The organism is Rhizobium sp. 007 (genome assembly GCF_015353075.1).
GTDB lineage: Bacteria > Pseudomonadota > Alphaproteobacteria > Rhizobiales > Rhizobiaceae > Rhizobium.
Genome location: NZ_CP064188.1, coordinates 867,446 through 886,641, shown reverse-complemented (window position 1 = coordinate 886,641; position 19,196 = coordinate 867,446). Strand labels below are relative to the sequence as shown.

The 19,196-nt window shown below is 60.1% G+C and carries 21 protein-coding genes and 1 pseudogene; 5 read left to right on the top strand and 17 right to left on the bottom strand.

The features are described from left to right. Positions 1-6 precede the first annotated feature (6 nt). The 6 genes from ISN39_RS25390 to ISN39_RS25365 all read right to left on the bottom strand — a co-directional run bounded on the left by ISN39_RS25390 (position 7) and on the right by ISN39_RS25365 (position 5,791). Positions 7-1,320 (bottom strand): ABC transporter substrate-binding protein, encoded by a 1,314-nt coding sequence (locus tag ISN39_RS25390; RefSeq protein WP_194730935.1) that lies wholly within the window; start codon positions 1,318-1,320, stop codon positions 7-9. Positions 1,321-1,448: 128 nt separating this feature from the next. Beyond that, complete coding sequence (ugpC, locus tag ISN39_RS25385; protein ID WP_074072185.1) at positions 1,449-2,516, bottom strand: sn-glycerol-3-phosphate ABC transporter ATP-binding protein UgpC; 1,068 nt, start codon at positions 2,514-2,516, stop codon at positions 1,449-1,451. Between the two features lie 106 nt (positions 2,517-2,622). Then, a complete protein-coding gene (locus ISN39_RS25380; protein ID WP_194730934.1) occupies positions 2,623-3,399 on the bottom strand; it encodes an SDR family oxidoreductase in 777 nt (258 codons plus the stop codon). Between the two features lies 1 nt (position 3,400). After that, positions 3,401-4,384, bottom strand: a complete 984-nt coding sequence (gene denD / locus ISN39_RS25375; protein WP_194730933.1) for a D-erythronate dehydrogenase — start codon at positions 4,382-4,384, stop codon at positions 3,401-3,403. 29 nt (positions 4,385-4,413) lie between these two features. Beyond that, positions 4,414-5,157, bottom strand: a complete 744-nt coding sequence (locus ISN39_RS25370; RefSeq protein WP_194730932.1) for a FadR/GntR family transcriptional regulator — start codon at positions 5,155-5,157, stop codon at positions 4,414-4,416. 190 nt (positions 5,158-5,347) lie between these two features. Then, positions 5,348-5,791, bottom strand: a complete 444-nt coding sequence (locus ISN39_RS25365; protein WP_194730931.1) for a CBS domain-containing protein — start codon at positions 5,789-5,791, stop codon at positions 5,348-5,350. 248 nt (positions 5,792-6,039) lie between these two features. Between ISN39_RS25365 and ISN39_RS25360 the strand changes: the two genes are divergently transcribed. Next, complete coding sequence (locus ISN39_RS25360) at positions 6,040-6,480, top strand: DUF2267 domain-containing protein (protein WP_194730930.1); 441 nt, start codon at positions 6,040-6,042, stop codon at positions 6,478-6,480. A 100-nt stretch (positions 6,481-6,580) separates the two neighbouring features. Here the strand turns inward: ISN39_RS25360 and ISN39_RS25355 are convergent, their stop codons facing one another. The 4 genes and pseudogenes from ISN39_RS25355 to ISN39_RS25340 all read right to left on the bottom strand — a co-directional run bounded on the left by ISN39_RS25355 (position 6,581) and on the right by ISN39_RS25340 (position 9,083). Continuing rightward, entirely contained in the window at positions 6,581-7,042 is a 462-nt protein-coding gene (locus ISN39_RS25355) for a YbhB/YbcL family Raf kinase inhibitor-like protein (protein WP_194730929.1), read from the bottom strand. 115 nt (positions 7,043-7,157) lie between these two features. Beyond that, positions 7,158-7,337, bottom strand: a pseudogene (locus ISN39_RS25350) (hypothetical protein); the annotation flags it as partial. Between the two features lie 253 nt (positions 7,338-7,590). Beyond that, positions 7,591-8,235, bottom strand: a complete 645-nt coding sequence (locus ISN39_RS25345; protein WP_194730928.1) for a TenA family protein — start codon at positions 8,233-8,235, stop codon at positions 7,591-7,593. Positions 8,236-8,240: 5 nt separating this feature from the next. Further along, positions 8,241-9,083 carry a BtpA/SgcQ family protein gene (locus ISN39_RS25340; RefSeq protein WP_074072192.1) on the bottom strand — a complete coding sequence of 281 codons (843 nt, stop codon included), beginning with the start codon at positions 9,081-9,083 and terminating at the stop codon, positions 8,241-8,243. 24 nt (positions 9,084-9,107) lie between these two features. Between ISN39_RS25340 and ISN39_RS25335 the strand changes: the two genes are divergently transcribed. Next, a complete protein-coding gene (locus ISN39_RS25335) occupies positions 9,108-10,004 on the top strand; it encodes a ribokinase (protein WP_194730927.1) in 897 nt (298 codons plus the stop codon). A gap of 3 nt (positions 10,005-10,007) precedes the next feature. Here ISN39_RS25335 and ISN39_RS25330 read toward each other — a convergent pair whose 3' ends face one another. The 7 genes from ISN39_RS25330 to ISN39_RS25300 form a co-directional block, all read right to left on the bottom strand. Further along, positions 10,008-10,778 (bottom strand): glutamine amidotransferase, encoded by a 771-nt coding sequence (locus tag ISN39_RS25330; protein ID WP_194730926.1) that lies wholly within the window; start codon positions 10,776-10,778, stop codon positions 10,008-10,010. Between the two features lie 33 nt (positions 10,779-10,811). Beyond that, the gene (locus tag ISN39_RS25325) at positions 10,812-11,879 is read right to left on the bottom strand and encodes a phosphotriesterase (protein ID WP_194731919.1); all 1,068 of its coding nucleotides are present in this window, start codon (positions 11,877-11,879) and stop codon (positions 10,812-10,814) included. Between the two features lie 3 nt (positions 11,880-11,882). Beyond that, positions 11,883-12,887, bottom strand: a complete 1,005-nt coding sequence (locus ISN39_RS25320) for an ABC transporter permease (RefSeq protein WP_194730925.1) — start codon at positions 12,885-12,887, stop codon at positions 11,883-11,885. Further along, positions 12,884-13,696: an ATP-binding cassette domain-containing protein gene (locus tag ISN39_RS25315; RefSeq protein ID WP_074072197.1), complete on the bottom strand. Its 813-nt coding sequence runs from the start codon at positions 13,694-13,696 to the stop codon at positions 12,884-12,886. Before ISN39_RS25315 ends, ISN39_RS25320 begins: the two co-directional genes overlap by 4 nt. Beyond that, positions 13,693-14,649: a substrate-binding domain-containing protein gene (locus ISN39_RS25310; RefSeq protein WP_194730924.1), complete on the bottom strand. Its 957-nt coding sequence runs from the start codon at positions 14,647-14,649 to the stop codon at positions 13,693-13,695. Before ISN39_RS25310 ends, ISN39_RS25315 begins: the two co-directional genes overlap by 4 nt. A 4-nt stretch (positions 14,650-14,653) precedes the next feature. Next, positions 14,654-15,712, bottom strand: coding sequence for a LacI family DNA-binding transcriptional regulator (locus ISN39_RS25305; protein ID WP_074072199.1), 1,059 nt, complete (start codon positions 15,710-15,712; stop codon positions 14,654-14,656). Between the two features lie 112 nt (positions 15,713-15,824). Further along, positions 15,825-16,730, bottom strand: coding sequence for a S1C family serine protease (locus ISN39_RS25300; protein ID WP_194730923.1), 906 nt, complete (start codon positions 16,728-16,730; stop codon positions 15,825-15,827). A 327-nt stretch (positions 16,731-17,057) separates the two neighbouring features. On the opposite strand from ISN39_RS25300, the gene ISN39_RS25295 reads away from it, so the two are divergent. From ISN39_RS25295 to ISN39_RS25285, 3 genes are all read left to right on the top strand, one after another. Continuing rightward, positions 17,058-17,801: a metallophosphoesterase gene (locus ISN39_RS25295; protein ID WP_348651989.1), complete on the top strand. Its 744-nt coding sequence runs from the start codon at positions 17,058-17,060 to the stop codon at positions 17,799-17,801. Between the two features lie 560 nt (positions 17,802-18,361). Continuing rightward, positions 18,362-18,628 carry a type II toxin-antitoxin system prevent-host-death family antitoxin gene (locus ISN39_RS25290; RefSeq protein ID WP_074072202.1) on the top strand — a complete coding sequence of 89 codons (267 nt, stop codon included), beginning with the start codon at positions 18,362-18,364 and terminating at the stop codon, positions 18,626-18,628. Continuing rightward, complete coding sequence (locus ISN39_RS25285; protein ID WP_194730921.1) at positions 18,621-18,932, top strand: hypothetical protein; 312 nt, start codon at positions 18,621-18,623, stop codon at positions 18,930-18,932. Before ISN39_RS25290 ends, ISN39_RS25285 begins: the two co-directional genes overlap by 8 nt. Positions 18,933-19,196 lie beyond the last annotated feature (264 nt).

Here is a 19,196-nt window from a genome sequence, read left to right as displayed (position 1 = left end):
ACGGGCTTAAACCCGGTAGTAGCGGTTTGCCCGGCGCTCTGCTTCTTTGATCGCGTCTTCCGGCGTCATCTGGCCGGTTACAGCAGCGGCGAACATGTCGACGAGCACGTAGTCGGCCATGGTGCCTGCCGAAGCATAGCCGAGGGGGCCCGCATAACCGTTCGGCCGCAGCGTCTCCGAAGCACGCGCATAGGGCGCATGGATCGGATCGGACGTCCAGACGGGATTGTCGGAAAAGGCCTTCAGCGGCTGGCAGCAATAGGCGCTGGAACCTGTAATCCAAGCATTCATCTGGTCGGCTTCCATCATGAACTTGATGTAGGCTTTTGCAGCTTCCGGGTACTCGGTATGGCTGAAGAGAAGCAGCGAGCTCGTCTGGTGCAGCTCGACGCTCTTGCCGACCGGACCAATCGGGAAGTTCGTGGTTCTCATGTCTGCGGCGATTTCGGCAAGCTTTGGATCCTTTTTCGCCGCATAGTAGACCGACACACCGTTTGCGATCAGCGAAACCTGCCCGGCGAGGAATGCCCGGTTGTTGTTGATGTCCTGCCAGCTTTCCGTGCCCGGGATGAAGGTTGCATAGAGTTCCTTCGCATAGTTGATGGCAGCCAGCGTTTCGGGGCTGTTGATGGTCACCTTGCCGCTTTCGTCCACCATCTTGCCGCCATGACTCCAAAGCAGCCAATGGGCATAGTTGTTGCCGTCGCCGACCGCCTTGCCATGCGGGAAGCCGGCGGGCGTGCCCTTGGCCTTCATTGCCTTGCAAAGTTCAAGAAAGCCTGCCGTATCCTTCGGGAACTCGCTGAAGCCGGCCGCCTTCACATGGCTGTCGCGGTAGACGACGGCATTGCCAATCGCCGTGAGCGGCATAGCGATGAACTTGTCGTCGCGGGTTGCATAGCCGCGGACACCGTCATACCAGCCGCCGTACTTGTTGCCGAGATAGGTCGCAAGTTCGGTCAGGTCGACGAGTTTGTCGGGATACTGATGGGCGTCGTCGAACCAGCACATCACCATGTCCGGACCGGAGCCGACATTGGCGGCAACGGCAGCCTTCGGACGGATATCTTCCCAGCTTTCCTTGTCGACGCGAACGTCGACGCCGGTCGCCTCGGTAAACTTCTTGGTGTTGGCAAGCCAGGCATCCTCGTCTCCCTTGACGAAGGGCGTCCAGCGAAGAAGCCTGAGGCTTGCGCCTTCTTCCGGCTTGTAGCTCGGTTCGGCCTGGGCGAAAGACGGTCGAACCCCGAACGGCGAAAGGCCCGCGATACCGGCCGCGGCCGCCGACGCGGCAAGAAAATCACGTCTTTTGATTGTCATAATACTCCTCCTTGAAAAGCGGGAGCGAATTCTCCGGCGTTCACCTTCCCGCTTGGCGAACGACGGTCATCGCATCGGCGGATGAGCAGGGAAGGCTCCTCTTCTTCCCTGTCTCCACTGAAGCGTTATCAGGCACTCAATCTCTGTCCGCTTTCGGCATCGAAGAGATGCACATGCGGCGCGTCGATCGAGACGCGCAGCGTCTCGCCGGGACGCGCGTTGACGCGTTCGCGGAAGACGCAACTTACGTCAGCGCCCGCGAACCTCACGATCAGCTGCGTTTCGTAGCCGGTCGGCTCGATGACGACGATCTCAGCCGGCAGACCATTGGCATCGAGCGCGATATATTCCGGGCGCAACCCATAGATCAGATCGCGTCCCTTTGCCCCGGCAGGCGGATTTGCAACCGGCAGGGCCGTTCCGTCCGACGCAATGAACTGGTTGGCGTTGTCCGGATTGAGGCGGCCCTTGAACATGTTCATCGCCGGCGAGCCTATGAAGCCTGCGACAAAGAGGTTCGCCGGATTGTCGTAAAGATCGAGCGGCGCTCCAACCTGTTCCACGACGCCGTCATGCATGACGACGATCTTGTCGGCCATCGTCATTGCCTCGATCTGATCGTGGGTGACATAGACGGTCGTGGTGCTAAGGCGCTGGTGGAGCTCCTTGATCTCGGCGCGCATGGCGACGCGGAGCTTGGCGTCGAGGTTGGAGAGTGGTTCGTCGAAGAGGAAGACCTGCGGATCGCGCACGATCGCCCGGCCCATGGCGACGCGCTGTCGCTGGCCACCGGAAAGCTGGCGTGGATAGCGGTCGAGAAGTTTGGTGAGGCCGAGGATGCCGGCGGCCTTGTTCACGCGCTGATCCATGTCCGCCTTCGGCGCACGTTTGAGCATCAGCGAAAACGCCATGTTCTGGGCGACCGTCATGTGCGGATAAAGCGCATAGTTCTGAAAGACCATGGCGATGTCGCGTTCTCCAGGCGCCAGCCCGTTGACGACGCGGCTGCCGATGCGGATTTCCCCGGCGGATATGTTTTCGAGGCCGGCGAGCATTCTCAAAAGCGTGGATTTTCCGCATCCGGACGGCCCGACCAGGATCACGAACTCCCCGTCGGCAATCTCGATGTTCACACCCTTGATGACGGGGAACGCCCCGAATGATTTCCTGACATCGACGAACTCGACAGCTGCCATAAAAGTCCCTCCCAGACCTTGTCTTCGCCTTCGGCCTTCATCTGCCCGGCCATCCCTCCTCCAGGATAACACCGCCAGGGCGCAGGCCAATTCAACTTCGTTATGCCTATCCCCTTCCCACGAGGGGCATCTGTGTCGCCATCACAGTCATCGTCAGCACGTTTGCCTCCAACGGCAGGCTTGCCATATAGACGACGGCGCGGGCGATATGCTCGGACGGGATCGTCGGCTCGCTCGCAATCTCTCCATTCGCCTGCAGCACTCCCGAGCTCATCTTCGACGTCATATCCGTTGCGGCATTGCCGATATCGATCTGGCCGCAGGCGATATCGTATGGCCGTCCGTCGAGTGCGGCCGATTTCGTCAGGCCGGTGATCGCATGCTTTGTCGCCGTATAAGGAGCGGAATTCGGCCTCGGCGTCGTGGCGGAAATCGATCCGTTGTTGATGATGCGGCCGCCGCGCGGCTCCTGCGATTTCATCAACCTGAAAGCCTGCTGCGTGCATATAAAGGCGCCGGTGAGGTTGGCCGCAACCACCCCACTCCACTGATCGAAGCTGACGTCCTCCAGCGGGATCGCCGGAATATTGCTGCCGGCATTGTTGACGAGAAGGTCGAGCCTGCCGAACTCGGCCTTGATCTGACCAAAAAGGTCTGCCACCTGCTCGGCAAGGCTGATATCGCAGGTCATCGCCCGGACCGTCCCGCCGGTTTCGGCAGCAAGCTCGGCGGCGGCTTTTTCCAGAACATCGCTCCGGCGGCCGGTAATGACGACGACATAGCCTTCAGCGCTCAAGGCGCCGGCGATGCTGCGGCCGATGCCGGTGCCTCCGCCGGTGACGAGCGCGATCTTGCCTTTCTGCAGGGTTGCGGATTGCGGCATCTTAGATTTTACCCCCGAGTTCGTCGTCTATGTGGATCTTGATGATCTCGTCGAAATTGGCTTCGGCCTTGAAACCGAGCGCGGTGGCGCGCTGCGCGTCGAAATCCGTCGCCCAGCCGGAAACAATCGAACGAACGGCCGGGTCGGCCTCGCGGCGGATGAGCTTGACCGCCTTGTCTCCGGCAACGCGGCGCAGCGCCTCGATCTCTTCGCCGACGAGCGCGGAAAGGCCGGGCATGGTCAGATTGCGGCGCGGCCCGATCTTACTGGTGTCGATCCGCGCGGCATGGACGAAGAAGCCGACCGCCGAACGGGGGCTTGCAAACCAGTGGCGGACGTTCTCGTCGACGGGGAGCACGGCCTCCTGGCCGACCAGCGGCTCGCGCAGGATATTGGAAAAAAAGCCGGAGGCGGCCTTGTTGGGTTTGCCGGGACGAATGCAGATCGTCGGAAGGCGGATGCCGATGCCGTCGAAAATGCCACGCCGTGAATAATCGGCCAACAGGAGCTCGCAGATTGCCTTCTGCGTCCCATAGCTCGTCAGCGGCGTCGTGAAGAAATCATCTCTGATCTTCTCCGGGAAAGGCTGGCCGAAGACGGCGATGGATGACGCAAAGATCAGGCGCGGGGTGTAAGGCTCTTTCTGGCCTTCAAACCGGATCGCCTCAAAGAGCGAGCGCGTGCCGTCGAGATTGACGCGGTAGCCTTTGTCGAAATCCGCCTCGGCCTCGCCGGAAACGATCGCCGCGAGATGGAAGATCAGATCCGGTCGCAAGGAGGCAAGCGTGCCTGCGGCGCCGGCATCCGAGAGATCAAGCGCCAGCGCGTTAGAAACGGAGGCAAGTGCGGCAGGCACCGGCGGAGCAACGACATCGACGAGCGTGAGCCTGTCGACGCTGCGGCCGAGCTCTTCGGCGTTGGAGCCGAGCTTTTCCACCAGTTTGCGTCCGATCATGCCGGCTGCGCCGATAACCATCACATGCATATCAGGCAAGTCTCCTCATGCTGTCCGGCTCACGCCGGACCGCCGGCGCTCAAAAGAGCCCTGGTCGTTTCGTAAATGCGCGTCAGATGATGGCGAAACGCGGCGATCACGGCGTCCCGGTCATGCCGTTCAAGGGCCTCGGCGATCGCAACGTGGTCGGCGTAGCTGGCCTCAATGGCGCCCGGCTGGGACATGGCGTTGCGTCGGTAGTCCATCATGTAGGTGTATAGATCGGTGACGAAGTCGGCGAGCAGCGGATTTCCGCAGGCGCGATAGATTGCGACGTGGAATTCACGGTCACAGATGAGAAAGCGCATTGCATCGTCTCCACCCAGACGCTGCGCTTCGATGAGGCCCTGCACCTTTTTCAGCGTTTCGGCGTCTATCCTTTCGGCGGCATCTCCGACGATCTTGAGTTCGATATGCAGGCGCGCCGCATGGACCGATTCCAAATCGTAGCTGTCGATGGCGTTTGGGGATGCGATGGTGACGGTGATGTGGCTGAGGTCGACCTTGCCGACGCGGCTGCGGCTGCCGTGCGAGACTTCGATGATGCCTTGGGCGGCAAGCATCTGGATTGCGCCGCGCACCGTTTCCCGGCTAACGTGAAGAACATTGGCAAGCTCGCGCTCGCCCGGCAGCTCGTCGCCCGGCCGCAGCATGTTCGTGGCAATCAGGACCATCAGCTTTTCAGCGATGACGTCGCGCGCCGTCTGGCGGGCAAGGCTTCGCCCGACATTCGGCACTTGCGTCAAGATTGGGCTCTCGTCCATGGTCCCCGTCGTCACTGATCCACTGGTTGGTCCACCAGATCAGTTGAGTAAAGGTTACAGCAGGACGGCCGTCAAGAGATATTCGTCGCCGCATTGCAGCATTTGGGGGTGCGCGCCGCGTAACGGCGCGCACCCGGGTACGGCGGGAACGGGTGGCGCCACCCGGTTTTCCGCCTCATCGCGCGGCCGCTTAGTGAAGGCCGCTCGACTGCGAATGGTGGCCTCCGTGCCGCGATATCCCCGCAAGAGCTGCGCCGGCCGACGCTTTTTCGGCGACAGTAGCCAGATCGCCAAGCGACAATATGCCGACCAGCCGTTTGTCCCGATTAACCACCGGAATGCGCCTGATCTGTTGATCGGCAAGGTTCTTGCAGACTTCGTCGGTGTCCTGATCATCAAAGCAGTATCTGACTTCGGACGTCATGATATCGCCGACCTTCGCCTCAGGTCCCTGCCCCTGGGCAATGGCGCGAACCGCGATGTCGCGATCCGTCAGCATGCCAACGAGCCGGTCATTATCCTCGACCGGCACGACGCCGGCGTCGAGTTCGGCCATGATCCTTGCCGCTTCCTCAATCGTGTCACCCGGCCTGACGAGCCGGACGTCGCGCGTCATCACTTCGCTCACTTTCATGATTTTTATCCTCCGCCTTGTATGGATTTCTACAAAAGTCCAACGTATCTGGCTCGGCAATGTTCCAAGCGTCATCGATTAACGTCCCTGTCAGCAATTTGGACGCTCACGCCAGGCAATTGCCCGCATATAGACGCTCCACGGCCGTTTTCTTTGCGAATGACGAAACAATTGTGGCCAATTGCAGTTGTGCTCTTTGAGAAGGATGTTCGGGCTTCGACCGGCCCCTTGCAAAGGAGGGTCTCAATATGAGCACAACCGGTCTCGATGTCTTCGACAAGACACTGCAAACCACCAATATCTGGCTGAACGAAATCATGGCCGACCATGGTCCCGACCGGCACGTCGCATGGCATATTCTGGGCGCCGTCCTTAAGGCCTTGCGCGACAAGCTTTCGCCGGACCTTGCGGCCCATCTCGGCGCAGAACTGCCGCTCATCGTTCGCGGCATCTACTATGATCAGTATCGACCTTCCCAGATGCCGGAAAAGACGCGTTCACGCGATGAATTCCTCGAGCGTGTCGCCGAAGGGCTAAAATCCATTCGTCCGGTCGATCCCGCCGATGCGGCGAAATCGGTTTTCCACGTTCTTGCCCGTCATGTCGATCTCGGCCAATCGGCGAAGGTGCGCGACGCACTGCCCAAGGAGATTCAGGCTTTGTGGCCCGACAGCGTCGGCGTAAGATAGCGGCGGAACAGCGGGCCGCCGCCCTTTTCGCCGGAACCTTGGGCGCATTGCGCTGCCCGATCAGCACTTGCCAAGTCGGATCAAATGAAATCAGCTCATCCTAGGTCTGATAGGTCCCGGTAATGCTTGCCTCGGCGAGCATATGTTTCCTTGCTTCGTTCCACATCGAAGCGATACCGGCGTCGCCGGGAACCGAAAGCCTCGGGACGTCGAGCGCGGCAAGGCGAAAGATATAGTGATGCGCCTTGTCGCCCCGTGGTGGCTGCGGACCATCATAGCGCGCATTGCCGAAATCATTCGTGTAAAAGCGTGGCGCGTTTTCCGGTGCGGTATCGGCGCTTTCGGCCAGAGCATCCCAATCGGATGGGATATTGGCAATGCCACAATGGCGGAAGGTGCCGCGCGGCGCGTCCGGGTCTTCGACGATCAAGGCAAAGCTTCTCGTTCCTTGCGGAGCCCCGCCCCACTTGAGAGGCGGGAACAGATTTTCGCCGGAGCGCGCATATTTCTTGGGAATGGGATTATCCTGTGTGAATGCCGGGCTCATCAGGGTCAGTGCCATTGCGCTTCTCCTTTCATCCTGCTGCCTCACGCGCAGCCTCTGGGGCTTTTGTGTTGAAGCAAGATCAACCTGAAGACAGCGGTATTGTTCCCGAATTGATGGCTTTTCGGCAGCTTTATCTTGAGGATCGTCGGTAGCCATTGGCAGTCAGCGCCTCGAGATACGGCCCGACGGTGAAGACACCGCCACGCTCGGCCTGTCTAGCAATTTCGCCTGCCGCCACCTTAGGCTGGCGAAGCGCTTTTTGGAGGCCTTCGATCGCCACCGACAGACCGATCTTGTTGCGATATCGGAAGCCCAGCATGGCGCGACTAAGCCCGCCAGCTGCTTCCGGAAGGCTTAGTAGCTTTCGAAGAGCGCCCCATCTGTGGCTCGACTGCTATCCCAGTTCGCGGGATCGCGCCCAGCAAAGACGCCATCGAGCCTACGCAGCCCGGAGCAAACCGGCACCCCCCTTGTTTTTGTCCGGGCGACCGCCTCGACGCCATGAGCCGTCTCACGGGTCCCTCGCCAGCGATGCCAACCGCCTGTGTCATGGGCATTCTCCGCTATCGATAGGGCGCGCCGTGAAAACCGATCTCCAGCTGCTGGACCCGGCCGAAGATGCTGCTGAGCCGCGACCGCTCGACGGGCTCGAGGGGATCGGCTGCAAGGTCGAGCTCTGCCTTAAGCCAGCGCGCCTGGGCGGCAAAATCCTCATGGGCGTGGAGGTCCACCCATTCCTTGAGCAATGGATCGTCGATCCGGCATTCGGCCGCCTGTCTCGACCAGGTCCAATACATCCATTCAGCAGCAAACATGGCGGCGATCGTGTCGAGGAAGCCTCCGGATCTTGCGATCTCCAGCATGCCGTTGCGGAAGTCCGCCACCTCCGGGCGATCGACATCGAAGGCTGTGGGATCGATCCCGCGTGCGGCGAAGGTCTTCTCGAAATAGGCAATCTGCTGATTGGCGAGCGTGTCAAGCACACCGATCAGCCATCGCTTCTGCGCAATGGTCTCTGCCTTGGCCGTTGCATAGGCGAACATGGAGATGGCAGTTTCGACAAAGGCACCCTCGTAAACGAGGTATCTGTCGAAGACTTCCTTCGACAGGCGACCCGCCTTGATGTCCTCGACAAAGCGATGACTGACCATCGCCTCGAAGACGGACCGGTTTTCCCGGATGACCTGATCCGACATACTCTCCCGCATGCCGTTCATCCCTTCAAAGCCGGTCTGGCGGCTGCAACGAAGGCCTTGACGCGCTCGATGTCGACCGGGTTCCACCACACGCCGCCGTGCTTCAGCGAGGAGGCGACGATGACGCCGTTGGTGCGCCTCAGGATTTTGACGATATTCTCCTTGCTGACGCCGGAACCGACCAGCAACGGCAGGTGGGTCGCTGCGCCGATTTCCTCAATCTCCTCGATGCTCGCCGTGTTGCCTGTGCGCTGTCCCGTGGCGATCACGGCATCGGCGTCGAAGAAAGCAAGGTCGCGGGTCAGTTCCTTGATCGTGCGGTCGGCGGTGATGGCGTGTGCGCCATGCTTGACGTGGCTGTCGGCGAAAACCCTAATGTGCTCGGCTCTCAGCATCGACCGGTAGCGCATCGCCTGCGCCGCGCGGCCTTCAATGAAGCCCTCATTCGCGACATAGGCGTTGGCCCACTGGTTGACCCGGATGAACTTCGCGCCGCCGGCCATGGCGATGGCGAATGATGGGATCGGCGCATTCGCAAGGACGTTAATCCCGAGGGGGACATCAACGGCCCGTGCGATGCGATCGGTGACGACCGACATGAAAGCCGCGGTCTCCGGGCCGATATCCTCCGGCTTCGAGAAAGGGATGTCGCCGTGATTTTCGATAATCAGCCCGTGCATACCGCCCTCTATCAGGGCCTCGGCGTCGCGCAGGCAGGCGTCATAGATGGCGTTCATCTCTTTGCCGCGGTAACGCGGCGCGCCGGGAAAGGCGGGGCAATGGATCATGCCGATCAGCGCCTTGTCAGTCCCGAATATTTCCCGTATGGCGCTTGAGGTCTTGTCGGATATTTCCTGCATCTGTTTCCCTTTCGAAAGCCAGTCATGCGCGCTTATGTCATCGGCAACGTCACAGTGGACGAAACCATTTCCGTATCGGCCATGCCCGAGGCAGGCGCCTCGATTCTCGGTCACGAGGAAACCCGTGACCTTGGCGGCAAAGGCGCGAACCAGGCCGTGGTGATGGGCCGTGCTGGTCTTGCCTCCATCCTTGTTGCAGCCGTCGGCGATGATTTTCGCGCTGAGATCATTCGCAGCCAGTTGGCCGAAGAACCGGTCGACGCGCGACTGGTCCGACTCGCCGGAAAAGCCAGCGATTTCTCCATCATCTTCACCACCCCCGATGGCGAGAATGCCATCGTCACGACCACGGATTCTGCCGGTTCGCTGACCCTTTCGGAAGCAATTCGGCCGCTTGCCGAAAGTACCGCTGGCGATCTCGTTGTCCTGCAGGGCAACCTTTCCGATGACGTTACCCGCGGCATCCTTGAAGAAGCCAGGCGCCGACAGCTGGTCACCGCCTTCAATCCCTCACCCCTTCGTCGCTTTTTCGCCGATCTCTGGCCGCTCATCGACATCGCCTTTCTGAATAAAGGCGAAGCCGAGAGCTTGACTGGAACCGGCGGCCAAGCTGCCGCGTCGACCCTGATCTCTGCGGGGGTCAAATATGCTGTCCTGACACTCGGCGGCGAAGGCGCAATGCTCGCAAGCCGGGCAGGCACCCTTAAGATCCCGGCAGCCCCCGTCACCGCCATCGATACGACGGGCGCCGGTGACACCTTCATGGGCACGGCACTCGCCTCTTGTGCCTTGCGCGGCGTGCCGCTCGATGCCCGCGCCATACGCCACGCGACCACTGCTGCTGCCTTAACTGTCAGCCGGCGGGGCACCCGATCTGCGTTTCCCACCAATGCCGAACTCCATGCCATCCTCGCCGCCTGAGCTTCAGCGCGCCTCGGTCATCCAGGCAAGGAGATTGGTCCACAAGCGTCCATACCCTTCCCACTCGCAAAAAGCCGGCGACAGCCAGTGAGGACCGATATCGGAGGTCCAGGCGGCCGTGCGGCCCTTGCCATGCGAACCCAGCACCAGCAAGGGATGGCTCCCCTGATCCTCCGGCAGGCGGGCAAGCACCTCAATATCGGCACGGTCGCGCAGTTCCACTTCGTTGACGCCGAGAAGCAGCGGCCATTCGCCGTCAAGCCCGGCCATGACCGGATGTTCCGGCTTCAGGACAACGGCCGTCGATCCTTCCGGCATTTCAACGCGGTCGTCATAGGGAAGGCAGGTGACGGGCAAGACGTCTTCGACCGGCGTGCGGCGCCAGCGCGCCTTGCCGTCGATCCCCTGAAACGAGAAGTAGCCGCCGACCATCAACAGCGCGCCGCCCTTCTCGACCCAGGCCTTGATGAGTTTCAGCCGGTTCGGCACCGTCTTCGACTGCAGCCAGACCGCCGGCGGCAGGAGCAGCGAGTTCGCGCCGATGTCTGACAGGATGACCGCGTCATAGGCGTCAAGCCCGGCCATGCCGAAGGGAAATTTTTCCACCGCCTCGTGCGCCGGCATGTAGGTCAGTTCGAATTCGCTACCCTGAAGCGCCTTGACCAGCGGCTCGGCGCCCAAATGGAAAGTTACGCTGCCGAACTGGTCGAAGCCCTTGTAGTGGGTGGCCGAACTGACCCAGCTTTCACCGACGAGGAGTACTTTCTTTGTCATTGTCCTTACCGTTTCTTTGATGGAATCCAGCCGTCAGGCAGCAGCCTGGAAGACCGACCGTGGATTGTCGCGCATCATTTGGCCGATGATCCGGTCATTGAGGCCGTGGCGTTTGAGGCGCGGGAGGAAATGCCTGAGGGCGTAGGCATAGCCGTTGCCGCCGTATTTCGTCAGCATCATCTTCAGGAAAACGTCGTGCGACAGCAGGATACGGCCGGCGTGTCCCATCTCGACGAGCTTGACGATGGCCCGTGCAGCCTCCTCGTCGCTCGGGCATTGCACCTGCTGGTCGGCATAGAAGAAATCCATGCCGATCATGTCGTATTCGAGGAACGCGCCGCGCGAAGCGATCTCGCCCTGATAGCCGAGATCGTCATGCGAGGGATTCATGTGGCAGAGAACGGTGTGGCGGAGATCGCCACCCTCCTTGGCCACGATGTCGAGCACCTTGTGGCCGAGCCGGAACCAGCCGGGCAAATGGACCATCAGCGGCAGACCTGTGCGGCAGTGTGCTTGGGTTGCGCCGCGTAGGGATTTTTCCTCCTGCGCGGTGAAGTCGGAAGAGACGCCAATCTCGCCGATGAGACCGATCTTCACATCCGTGCCTTGAGCACCCTCAAGAGCCTCACAGACGATCTCATCGGCAATCTCTGCGACACTCATGCCAGCAACCTTGGCTGGATGCGACGAGGCCAGGTAATAGCCCGCACCCATCACGATATTGAGTCCCGTGGCCTTGGCAATGCGCCTGAGCGCCAGCGGGTTGCGGCCGATGCCCTGGCATGTCGGCTCGACGACCGTCCTGCCGCCTTCCTTCGCGAAATCCTCAAGCTCGGCAATGGCCAGCGGCTCGTCGTCCAACGTTATGTTGTGCTTATTGACGAACGGGTCCTGGCGGAGCTCACCGAGAATCTCCATGCAAACGAAACCTTCGGCAAGATATTGCCGCTCCGGCGTCTTTGGTGGATGCCACCAGCAACGGCAGTCGTTGAGGACGTGCTCGTGCATCAGCGTAACGCCGAGCGCATCAGCTGCAATCGGCCCGGCAACGGTCATCACCTTGCCGGATCGGATATGGCCTTCGGAGAGTTCACCTTTCATCACTCAGCCCTTCTTCTTGCCGCCGAAACGGAAACTGGTGGTGAAGATGCGGGTATTGAGCCAGATCGCCAGAAGGATGATTGCACCGGTCACGATCTGGGTGAAGAACGGCGAGATGTGCATCAGGATGAGGCCATTGCCGATCACCGCGATGGTCAGCGTTCCGAGTACCGTGCCGAGGATCGTGCCGCGGCCACCCATCAGCGACGTACCGCCGAGCACCACGGCCGCGACGACCTGCAGTTCGAAACCGACGGCTGCGTTTGATGAGCCGGAGCCAAGACGCGCCGCAATCAACAGCCCGGCCAGCGCCGAGGCCGCGCCGGAAACGAGATAGACCGAGGCAATGATCCACTGCGCCGGCATGCCGACGCGGCGTGCTGCTTCCATGTTGGAGCCGACGGCCACGACCTGGCGTCCATATTTGGTCGAGGAGATCACGACATAGCCGATGGCGGCAACGAGAATGGCGATCAGCGCAGGGACCGGCAAGCCGATAAACTGGCCGCGTCCCAGCCAGAAGAAACCCGGCACGTCCTTGATCGGGATCGAATAGCCCTGCGTCAGATAAAGCGCCAGGCCGCGCAGGATCGAAAGTCCCGCCAGCGTGACGATGAAGGCCGGGATTCCCTGATAGGCAACGAACCATCCCTGCGCTATGCCCATCAGCGCCCCGAAGGTCAGCATACCCGCGACAACGAGCGGCCAAGGGTAACCCATGGCGAGAATGATCGCCGCCACGGCGTTGACGAGCGCCACCTGCGACCCGACCGACAGATCGATACCGCCGGTGACGATGACCAGGGTCATCGCGACGGCCACAATCAGAATCGGCGCCGCCTGCCGTACGACATTCAGGAGATTTCCAACGGTCATGAACGTATCGGTCGTGACTGCAAAGAAGGCCACACAGGCGAGGAAGAAAAAGGCAATCGACAGGACCTGCGCGTGCTCGGCAAAGAAGTCGGCAAGCGGCGAGCCTTTGGCGCGTTCGGTATAGACGGTCACTGCCTTTCTCCTCCGACGATGAGCTTCACGAGATCCTCCAGATCGGTCTTGCCGATCTCGCGCTCGGCGACTTTGGTGCCTTCGTACATGACGGCAATCCGGTCGCAGACCCGGAAGAGGTCCTGCAGGCGATGGGTGATGAGGACGACGGAAACGCCCTTCGCCTTGACGCGGTTGATCAGCGAGAGCACGGCTTCCACCTCGGCAACGGCAAGTGCCGATGTCGGCTCGTCCATGATCAGAACCTTGGGATTGAAGGAGGCGGCCCGGGCAATTGCAATGGCCTGGCGCTGGCCACCGGAAAGCTTTTCGACCTTTGCAGTCAGCCGCGGGATGCGAATTTCCAGCGCATCGAGCATTTTGCGCGCCTCGGAAAGCATGGTCGCACGATCGAGAAAAGGTCCCTTGGTGATTTCGCGGCCGAGAAAGAGATTGCCGACCACATCGATATGATCGCAGAGGCTCAAGTCCTGGAAGACCATCTCTATATTGCGCGAGCGGGCCTCGGCCGGACCGGAAAAACGCACCTCTTCTCCATCGATCGAGATCGTTCCACCGTCGGGGATATAGGTGCCGGAGATAATTTTAGTAAGCGTTGACTTACCTGCCGCATTGTCGCCTACAAGGCCGAGGCATTCCCCGGGGTAAAGGTCGAGGTCGACGCCGCGCAGCGCCTGGTGCGAGCCGAAGGTCTTGCGGATATCGCGGAGCGATATGCGCGGCCGTTTTGTCGCCGCCCCGGATTGCCGGGAGAGCATGGCTCCCCCGGTTCCGGAGACCGCGCTTGGGTGCTGTCCGTGGCTGATCATTTAAAAACGGCCCTGTATGGTTCCACGTTCTCCTTGGTGACGATGGTCACGGGAACCGCGATGTTCTTATCGACCGAACCGCCATCCGAGACCTTCTTCAGCGCGTCGACGGCCGCAGCACCCATGGCTGCCGGATCCTGCTGTATCACGGCGGCAACGTAACCGGCGTCGATGCCGGCGATCGCCTGGGCAGTGAGATCCCAGCCGAACACCTTGATGGCATCCTGCTTGCCCTGGCTTTCGACAGCGGCGATGGCTCCCATCAGCGCCGGTTCGCCGGTCGCATAGACGGCGGTCATATCCGGATTGCCGGTGATCAGGTTCTCGGCGGCGGCAAGCGCATTGTCCTGAATGTTCTGACCATCGACGACGCCAGCCTTTTCGATGCCGGAGACACCTTCGAGCGTCTTTTCAAAGCCCTCCTGGCGGACGTTCTGGATGAACGAATTCAGCGCACCGACGACACCGACCTTTGCCTTGCCGTCCATGTTCGCCTTGACATAGTCGAGGAAGAATTTGCCCATATCAGCGCCGGCCTTGGCGTTGTCGACGCCGATCTGCGCCTTCTGGGGGCCTTCAGGGAGGATTGCATCGATCGCGACCACGGAGATACCGGCGTCTGCCGCCTGCTTGACGGCCGGCATGATGCCGTTGACATCGATGGCAACGACGGCAAGACCGGCGACTTTCTGCTGGATGTAAGTCTCGATTGCGCTGTTTTGGGCAGCCGGATCGTTGTTGGCATTGAAGATCACGAGTTTTACGCCTGCTGCATCGGCCGCCTTCTGGGCACCCTCGTTCATCTGGTTGAAAAACAATGCCTGCTGGTTGATCTGCACCAGCGCAAAGGTCTTTTCCTGCGCACTTGCGCCCAAGCCTGCGAGCGAGGCGGTTGCCAATGCGGTGAAGCCGAGAGCGGCTGTAAATGTTCTGCGTTTGATAGTCCGGGTCATGTTCTCATCCTCTGGTTCTTTTTTTGTCCATTGCGGTTTTTGGATTCGCCGGCGGCGCAACGGAATTCCGCACGACGATTTCGACCGGCAGGAGCTCTTCCACAGCGGATGGGGCACGCTCCTGCCAGTTTGTCTCAAGAAGCAACGACAGCGCGCGCTGGCCGATCTGCCGAACGGGCTGGCGGATGGCCGTCAGCGGCGGCGCAAAAAGATGCAGCGGCCCGACGTCGTCGAAGCCAACGACCGACACATCCTGCGGGATCGAAATGCCTTGGCTGCGCAAGACTTCAATGAGACCGATGGCGATTTCATCCGAACTCGCGAAGATCGCGCTGGCGGGCATGCCCTCGGCTATGAAGCGCTTGGCGGCTTCCCGCCCGAAGGCGACGGTGTATTCGCCCTTGTAGTTGAGCAGCACGGCATCAGCACCCCACAGTTCGTACATCGCCCTTTCGAGCCCTTGGAAACGGCGCTGTGCGCTGATCATCCGTTCGGGCCCGCCGATGAAAAGGACGCGGCGATGCCCCATCTCCGCAAGGTGCGTTCCTGCCAGATAGCCGCCCCTGTCGTTGTCGCAGAAGAGCTTCGGTGCCAGCGCATCCGGGACGTCTTCGTCTACGACGACAACCTTGCCGGTGCGGTTGATGAGCGCCCCGAGTTGCCCGTCATCCGGATGGTTGGTGACGAAGATCAATCCATCGACGTGGTTGCGCTCGATAAGCTGAAGATAGGCAACCTCGCGGCCAGAGCGGTTCAGCGTCGCGTAGAGCGAGACGGCAAGCCCGCGGCGGTCCGCCTCCTCCTCCACCGCCGCGACAAGCGTTGCGAAGAACGGATTGGCGATGTCGGGCACCACGAGACCGATTGTATCCGAGCGCCCGCGGCTTAGGCGCCGGGCATGCGGATTGGGCTGATAGTTGAGATCACGGATCGCATCCTCGATCCTCTTCTTCGTCTCGTGGGGAAGCTCGAGCGATCCGTTCAGCAGTCGCGAGACCGTCGTCACGGAAACGCCGGCAGCACCGGCGACATCCTTCAGACTGGTGACACGCTCATTCGCCATCGCCTTGTAAACCGCTTTAGTAAACCGATTTACCATTTGGTCACCGATCCCTTTATGAGTCAAGCGGACTTTGTGCGCGTTATTGCGGTTGCCAAACACGAGTGCAGCTTCATTACTGCAGCTGCGGCTTTCGAAGAAAACTGTTGCGGTCGGCCGACTTGATACGCAGCCATGCCTCGCGGCCGTCGCGCAATATCCTCATGGGGATCTCCACGCCGGCGGGGCCGCTCCTCCATAGCTTGCGGTAAAAGTCGGCAAGACCGGCGACCTCCCCATCCCGTATCTCCGAGATGATATCTCCCTCACGCAAGCCCGCTTGAGCCGCCGGACCTCCTTCAGCCACGCTCATGACCACCACGTCGCCATTACTTTCGGCAGAGAAGGCCCCGAGCCAGGGACGCGGCGGCTTGTTCACTTGGCCGCGCGTGAGCAGATCATCAAGAATGGGTGGCAGCAGGCTGATCGGCACGACCATGTTGATGTCCGCGCTCTGTCCCCTTTGGCTCATTTGCAGGCGCAGCGAGCCAATGCCAAGAAGTTTGCCGTCGGAGCCGATGAGTGCCGCACCTCCCCAGGAAGGGTGTGCAGGCGCGATGAAAATTGCCTCTTCGAGCAGGTATTCCCAATAGCCGGCGAATTCCTGCTTGGCGACAATCGTAGCCTGCACGAACTGACCAATACCGTCAGCAAGCATGACCGGATCGCCGACCTCCGCTTCGGCAGCATCCCCAAGATCCAATGCGGGAACGTCAAGCGACCCAAGCGCCTGCACCAGACCGAAGCCGGTTTCCTGATCATAGGCAAGCGCATGCGCAGGAACGACATACCCGTCATTGCGCGTCAGCCAAACTTCCTCGGCCTCGGTGATCAGGTAGCCGATCGTGACCACCAGCCCATTTTCCCGGATCACCACGCCGCTTCCCTCCCTTTGGGTACCGAGCGTCATCGCCGTGAAGGCATCTTCCGGAATTGAAGAACGTACGGCCACAACGGACCGCAAAATTCTGTCGATGTTCATGCTTTCGTTCCTGATGAGCAAGATTTACGCACGGTAAAGCGTCACCCCTTTCATGCGGCGCCTGGCATTCCTCTAAAATATGGCTCGTCACGGGGCAGGACAAGCCGGAAGAGCCGAATCTGCTTTCAGGCCGATGCAGCAGTCGAAGAGTAACCGGATCAATTGAGCGCCCGTATGAAACTGTCCTTCGATGCGACGTATAGCAGACAGCGGGCAAAGGATTGACGTTTCATACACCACAACAAGCACTTGCCGAGCTCCCTCCCTTGTCAGCAGAGCTGCATCATCTCAGATGAAGGAAGAGTAGTGCTTGTATTGCGTCTGAGTATGCCAATGAAAATCGTCGAGTTAGCCAGTTCTGTGTCTCGCCCCGTTTATGCCATTGGCGATGTTCATGGGATGGCCAGCTTGCTTGAGGTTCTGTTAGCGACAATTGACGAAGATGCCGACAGATGCGGCGCGGAGCCGCGGGTCGTATTCCTTGGCGATATCGTCGACAGAGGGCCGGACAGTCGGCGAGCGATGGAAATGGTGCATGCGACGCTTCAGGAACGTGAGGGATCGCAATTCATTCTCGGAAATCACGACTACCTGTTTCGCGAGGCGTTGAATAACCATCTCGGCGATCCGGCGCTTGATCATTGGCTGTCAGGCCTAGGCGGAAAGTCGACCCTTCGGTCTTACAGTCACCGCATGCCGGGCTGGGCAGGAGAGCTGCCGGACCTGCTGCTTCCCCGATATGCGCATCATCTGGCACTGCTCAATCGAGCCGCAGACATGGTCATCGTGAATGGCTACTGCCTCGTCCATGCCGGGATCGACCCGAAGAAGCCCCTTGCGGACCAGGACGAGCGGGATCTTCGCGAAATACGCGAACGCTTCCTCGATGTCTCAGACCCACTCGAAAAGGTCGTAGTGCATGGTCACACGATCACGGGCTCAGAACTTCCGGAGATCCATTCGAACCGCATAGCGATCGATACGGGGGCCTATCGCACAGGACGCCTGTCAGCCGTCGTGATTGCTGGCAATAGCGAGCCGCGCTTCCTTTATGTCTCCCACTCCGACTAGCCCACCACTTCACGCTTTACTCCTCGCAGAACGGAAAGCGCAGTGCGTTCGTTGGTCTATATGAATGCCTCTGCCGGCCTTCCGCGAACGAGAACAAGAGATCCGAGGCATGAAAGTTCGTGCGATGAAACGTTAGACGAACAGGATGGTGGGATGCGCCCGGTACTTTGATCTTCGATCAGGTCGGCTGCGATACGGGGTGTCGTACGCTGGTTGAACGCCGACATGCCCGTGACGGCACTTTGACCAAGCCGGATCTGATTGCCCTGCCAGATTTGGGAGGCGTAGGACTTATCAGCCCATCACAGCGCAGAGACTGCCGCAGTTTATGTAGATATTTGCGTGAAGCGCCTCCTAAAATGCCTTGACAGCCTGGTACTCACCCGCTTCCCAGGCTCGGAGTTCGCCGGCTTCGCAAGTGTAGTTCTCGTCCGTTTTCACCGGCCTGAATAGGGATGTTATCATAGAGCTAGTCAAAGTCATCCGGTCAGGAAACCGCAAGTGCCTTGCGGTTTCCTGTCTTTTCTGTATTATTCAGACAACACAGGAAGGGCAGGTTCATGACCAACAAGACCGTTTCGACAGCCGAATTTATGCGGCACTTCGGACGTTATCACGACGAAGCCAAACGACACCCCATCACTTTGACCAAACATGGCCGCGCATCCGTAGTGGTCGTTCCAATCGATCTTTACGAGCGCATGACCGGCAATGAAGACCCACGCCGCGCCTATGGTCCGGGCGAGATGCCCCGCGACCTGGCCGACATGTTCATGGAACAGCTAGATAAGGATTCCGCCGAGCATCAGGCGTCCAAGGATGACTGAGCATTTCGTCAAGGGCGATATCGTCACCTACCCCTATCTCTGGCGCTGGCAGGATGACAAGGGGCAGGAACACGGCGAAAAAGACCGCCCGGTTTGCCTGCTGCTTGCCATGCGGGACGACAAGGATAATACCCACATCCTGTTGCTGCCCATTTCCTCGGCACCCCCATATTCGGGGCAAACTGCCCTCGAAATTCCGGCACTTGAACTCAAGAGAGCCAAGCTTCGGACCTCAAACGCGGCTGGATTACAGTCAGCGAGTGCAATTACGATATCCTTGGCAAATCCTACCATTTCGACATGACACAGACGCCGCGAGGAAAATTCAGTGGCATTTGAGGAAGTGCGCAAGGCCTTCGCGCCTTTCCTCGCTGCAGGACGCGCCCGCGTCGATCGGACGAGATAGGGCAGGTCGCCAATCTGTAGTTCCTGATTTCCTGCCTCGCATACGTAGAGATGATGGGCCGGTAGCTTCCTCGGGGCGAAATCGTATCGCCCGGCGATGCATTCTTTTTTCAATCATGTAGGACATTCGGAGCCAACCGGTCACGGCGCCAACTTGGCATCT

Excerpts from the sequence above, each read along its gene's own strand:
- ISN39_RS25390 (WP_194730935.1), bottom strand. The coding sequence starts at position 1,320 with ATGACAATCAAAAGACGTGATTTTCTTGCCGCGTCGGCGGCCGCGGCC.
- ugpC (WP_074072185.1), bottom strand. The coding sequence starts at position 2,516 with ATGGCAGCTGTCGAGTTCGTCGATGTCAGGAAATCATTCGGGGCGTTC.
- ISN39_RS25380 (WP_194730934.1), bottom strand. The coding sequence starts at position 3,399 with ATGCCGCAATCCGCAACCCTGCAGAAAGGCAAGATCGCGCTCGTCACC.
- denD (WP_194730933.1), bottom strand. The coding sequence starts at position 4,384 with ATGCATGTGATGGTTATCGGCGCAGCCGGCATGATCGGACGCAAACTG.
- ISN39_RS25370 (WP_194730932.1), bottom strand. The coding sequence starts at position 5,157 with ATGGACGAGAGCCCAATCTTGACGCAAGTGCCGAATGTCGGGCGAAGC.
- ISN39_RS25365 (WP_194730931.1), bottom strand. The coding sequence starts at position 5,791 with ATGAAAGTGAGCGAAGTGATGACGCGCGACGTCCGGCTCGTCAGGCCG.
- ISN39_RS25360 (WP_194730930.1), top strand. The coding sequence starts at position 6,040 with ATGAGCACAACCGGTCTCGATGTCTTCGACAAGACACTGCAAACCACC.
- ISN39_RS25355 (WP_194730929.1), bottom strand. The coding sequence starts at position 7,042 with ATGGCACTGACCCTGATGAGCCCGGCATTCACACAGGATAATCCCATT.
- ISN39_RS25345 (WP_194730928.1), bottom strand. The coding sequence starts at position 8,235 with ATGCGGGAGAGTATGTCGGATCAGGTCATCCGGGAAAACCGGTCCGTC.
- ISN39_RS25340 (WP_074072192.1), bottom strand. The coding sequence starts at position 9,083 with ATGCAGGAAATATCCGACAAGACCTCAAGCGCCATACGGGAAATATTC.
- ISN39_RS25335 (WP_194730927.1), top strand. The coding sequence starts at position 9,108 with ATGCGCGCTTATGTCATCGGCAACGTCACAGTGGACGAAACCATTTCC.
- ISN39_RS25330 (WP_194730926.1), bottom strand. The coding sequence starts at position 10,778 with ATGACAAAGAAAGTACTCCTCGTCGGTGAAAGCTGGGTCAGTTCGGCC.
- ISN39_RS25325 (WP_194731919.1), bottom strand. The coding sequence starts at position 11,879 with ATGAAAGGTGAACTCTCCGAAGGCCATATCCGATCCGGCAAGGTGATG.
- ISN39_RS25315 (WP_074072197.1), bottom strand. The coding sequence starts at position 13,696 with ATGATCAGCCACGGACAGCACCCAAGCGCGGTCTCCGGAACCGGGGGA.
- ISN39_RS25310 (WP_194730924.1), bottom strand. The coding sequence starts at position 14,649 with ATGACCCGGACTATCAAACGCAGAACATTTACAGCCGCTCTCGGCTTC.
- ISN39_RS25305 (WP_074072199.1), bottom strand. The coding sequence starts at position 15,712 with ATGGCGAATGAGCGTGTCACCAGTCTGAAGGATGTCGCCGGTGCTGCC.
- ISN39_RS25300 (WP_194730923.1), bottom strand. The coding sequence starts at position 16,730 with ATGAACATCGACAGAATTTTGCGGTCCGTTGTGGCCGTACGTTCTTCA.
- ISN39_RS25295 (WP_348651989.1), top strand. The coding sequence starts at position 17,058 with ATGCCAATGAAAATCGTCGAGTTAGCCAGTTCTGTGTCTCGCCCCGTT.
- ISN39_RS25290 (WP_074072202.1), top strand. The coding sequence starts at position 18,362 with ATGACCAACAAGACCGTTTCGACAGCCGAATTTATGCGGCACTTCGGA.
- ISN39_RS25285 (WP_194730921.1), top strand. The coding sequence starts at position 18,621 with ATGACTGAGCATTTCGTCAAGGGCGATATCGTCACCTACCCCTATCTC.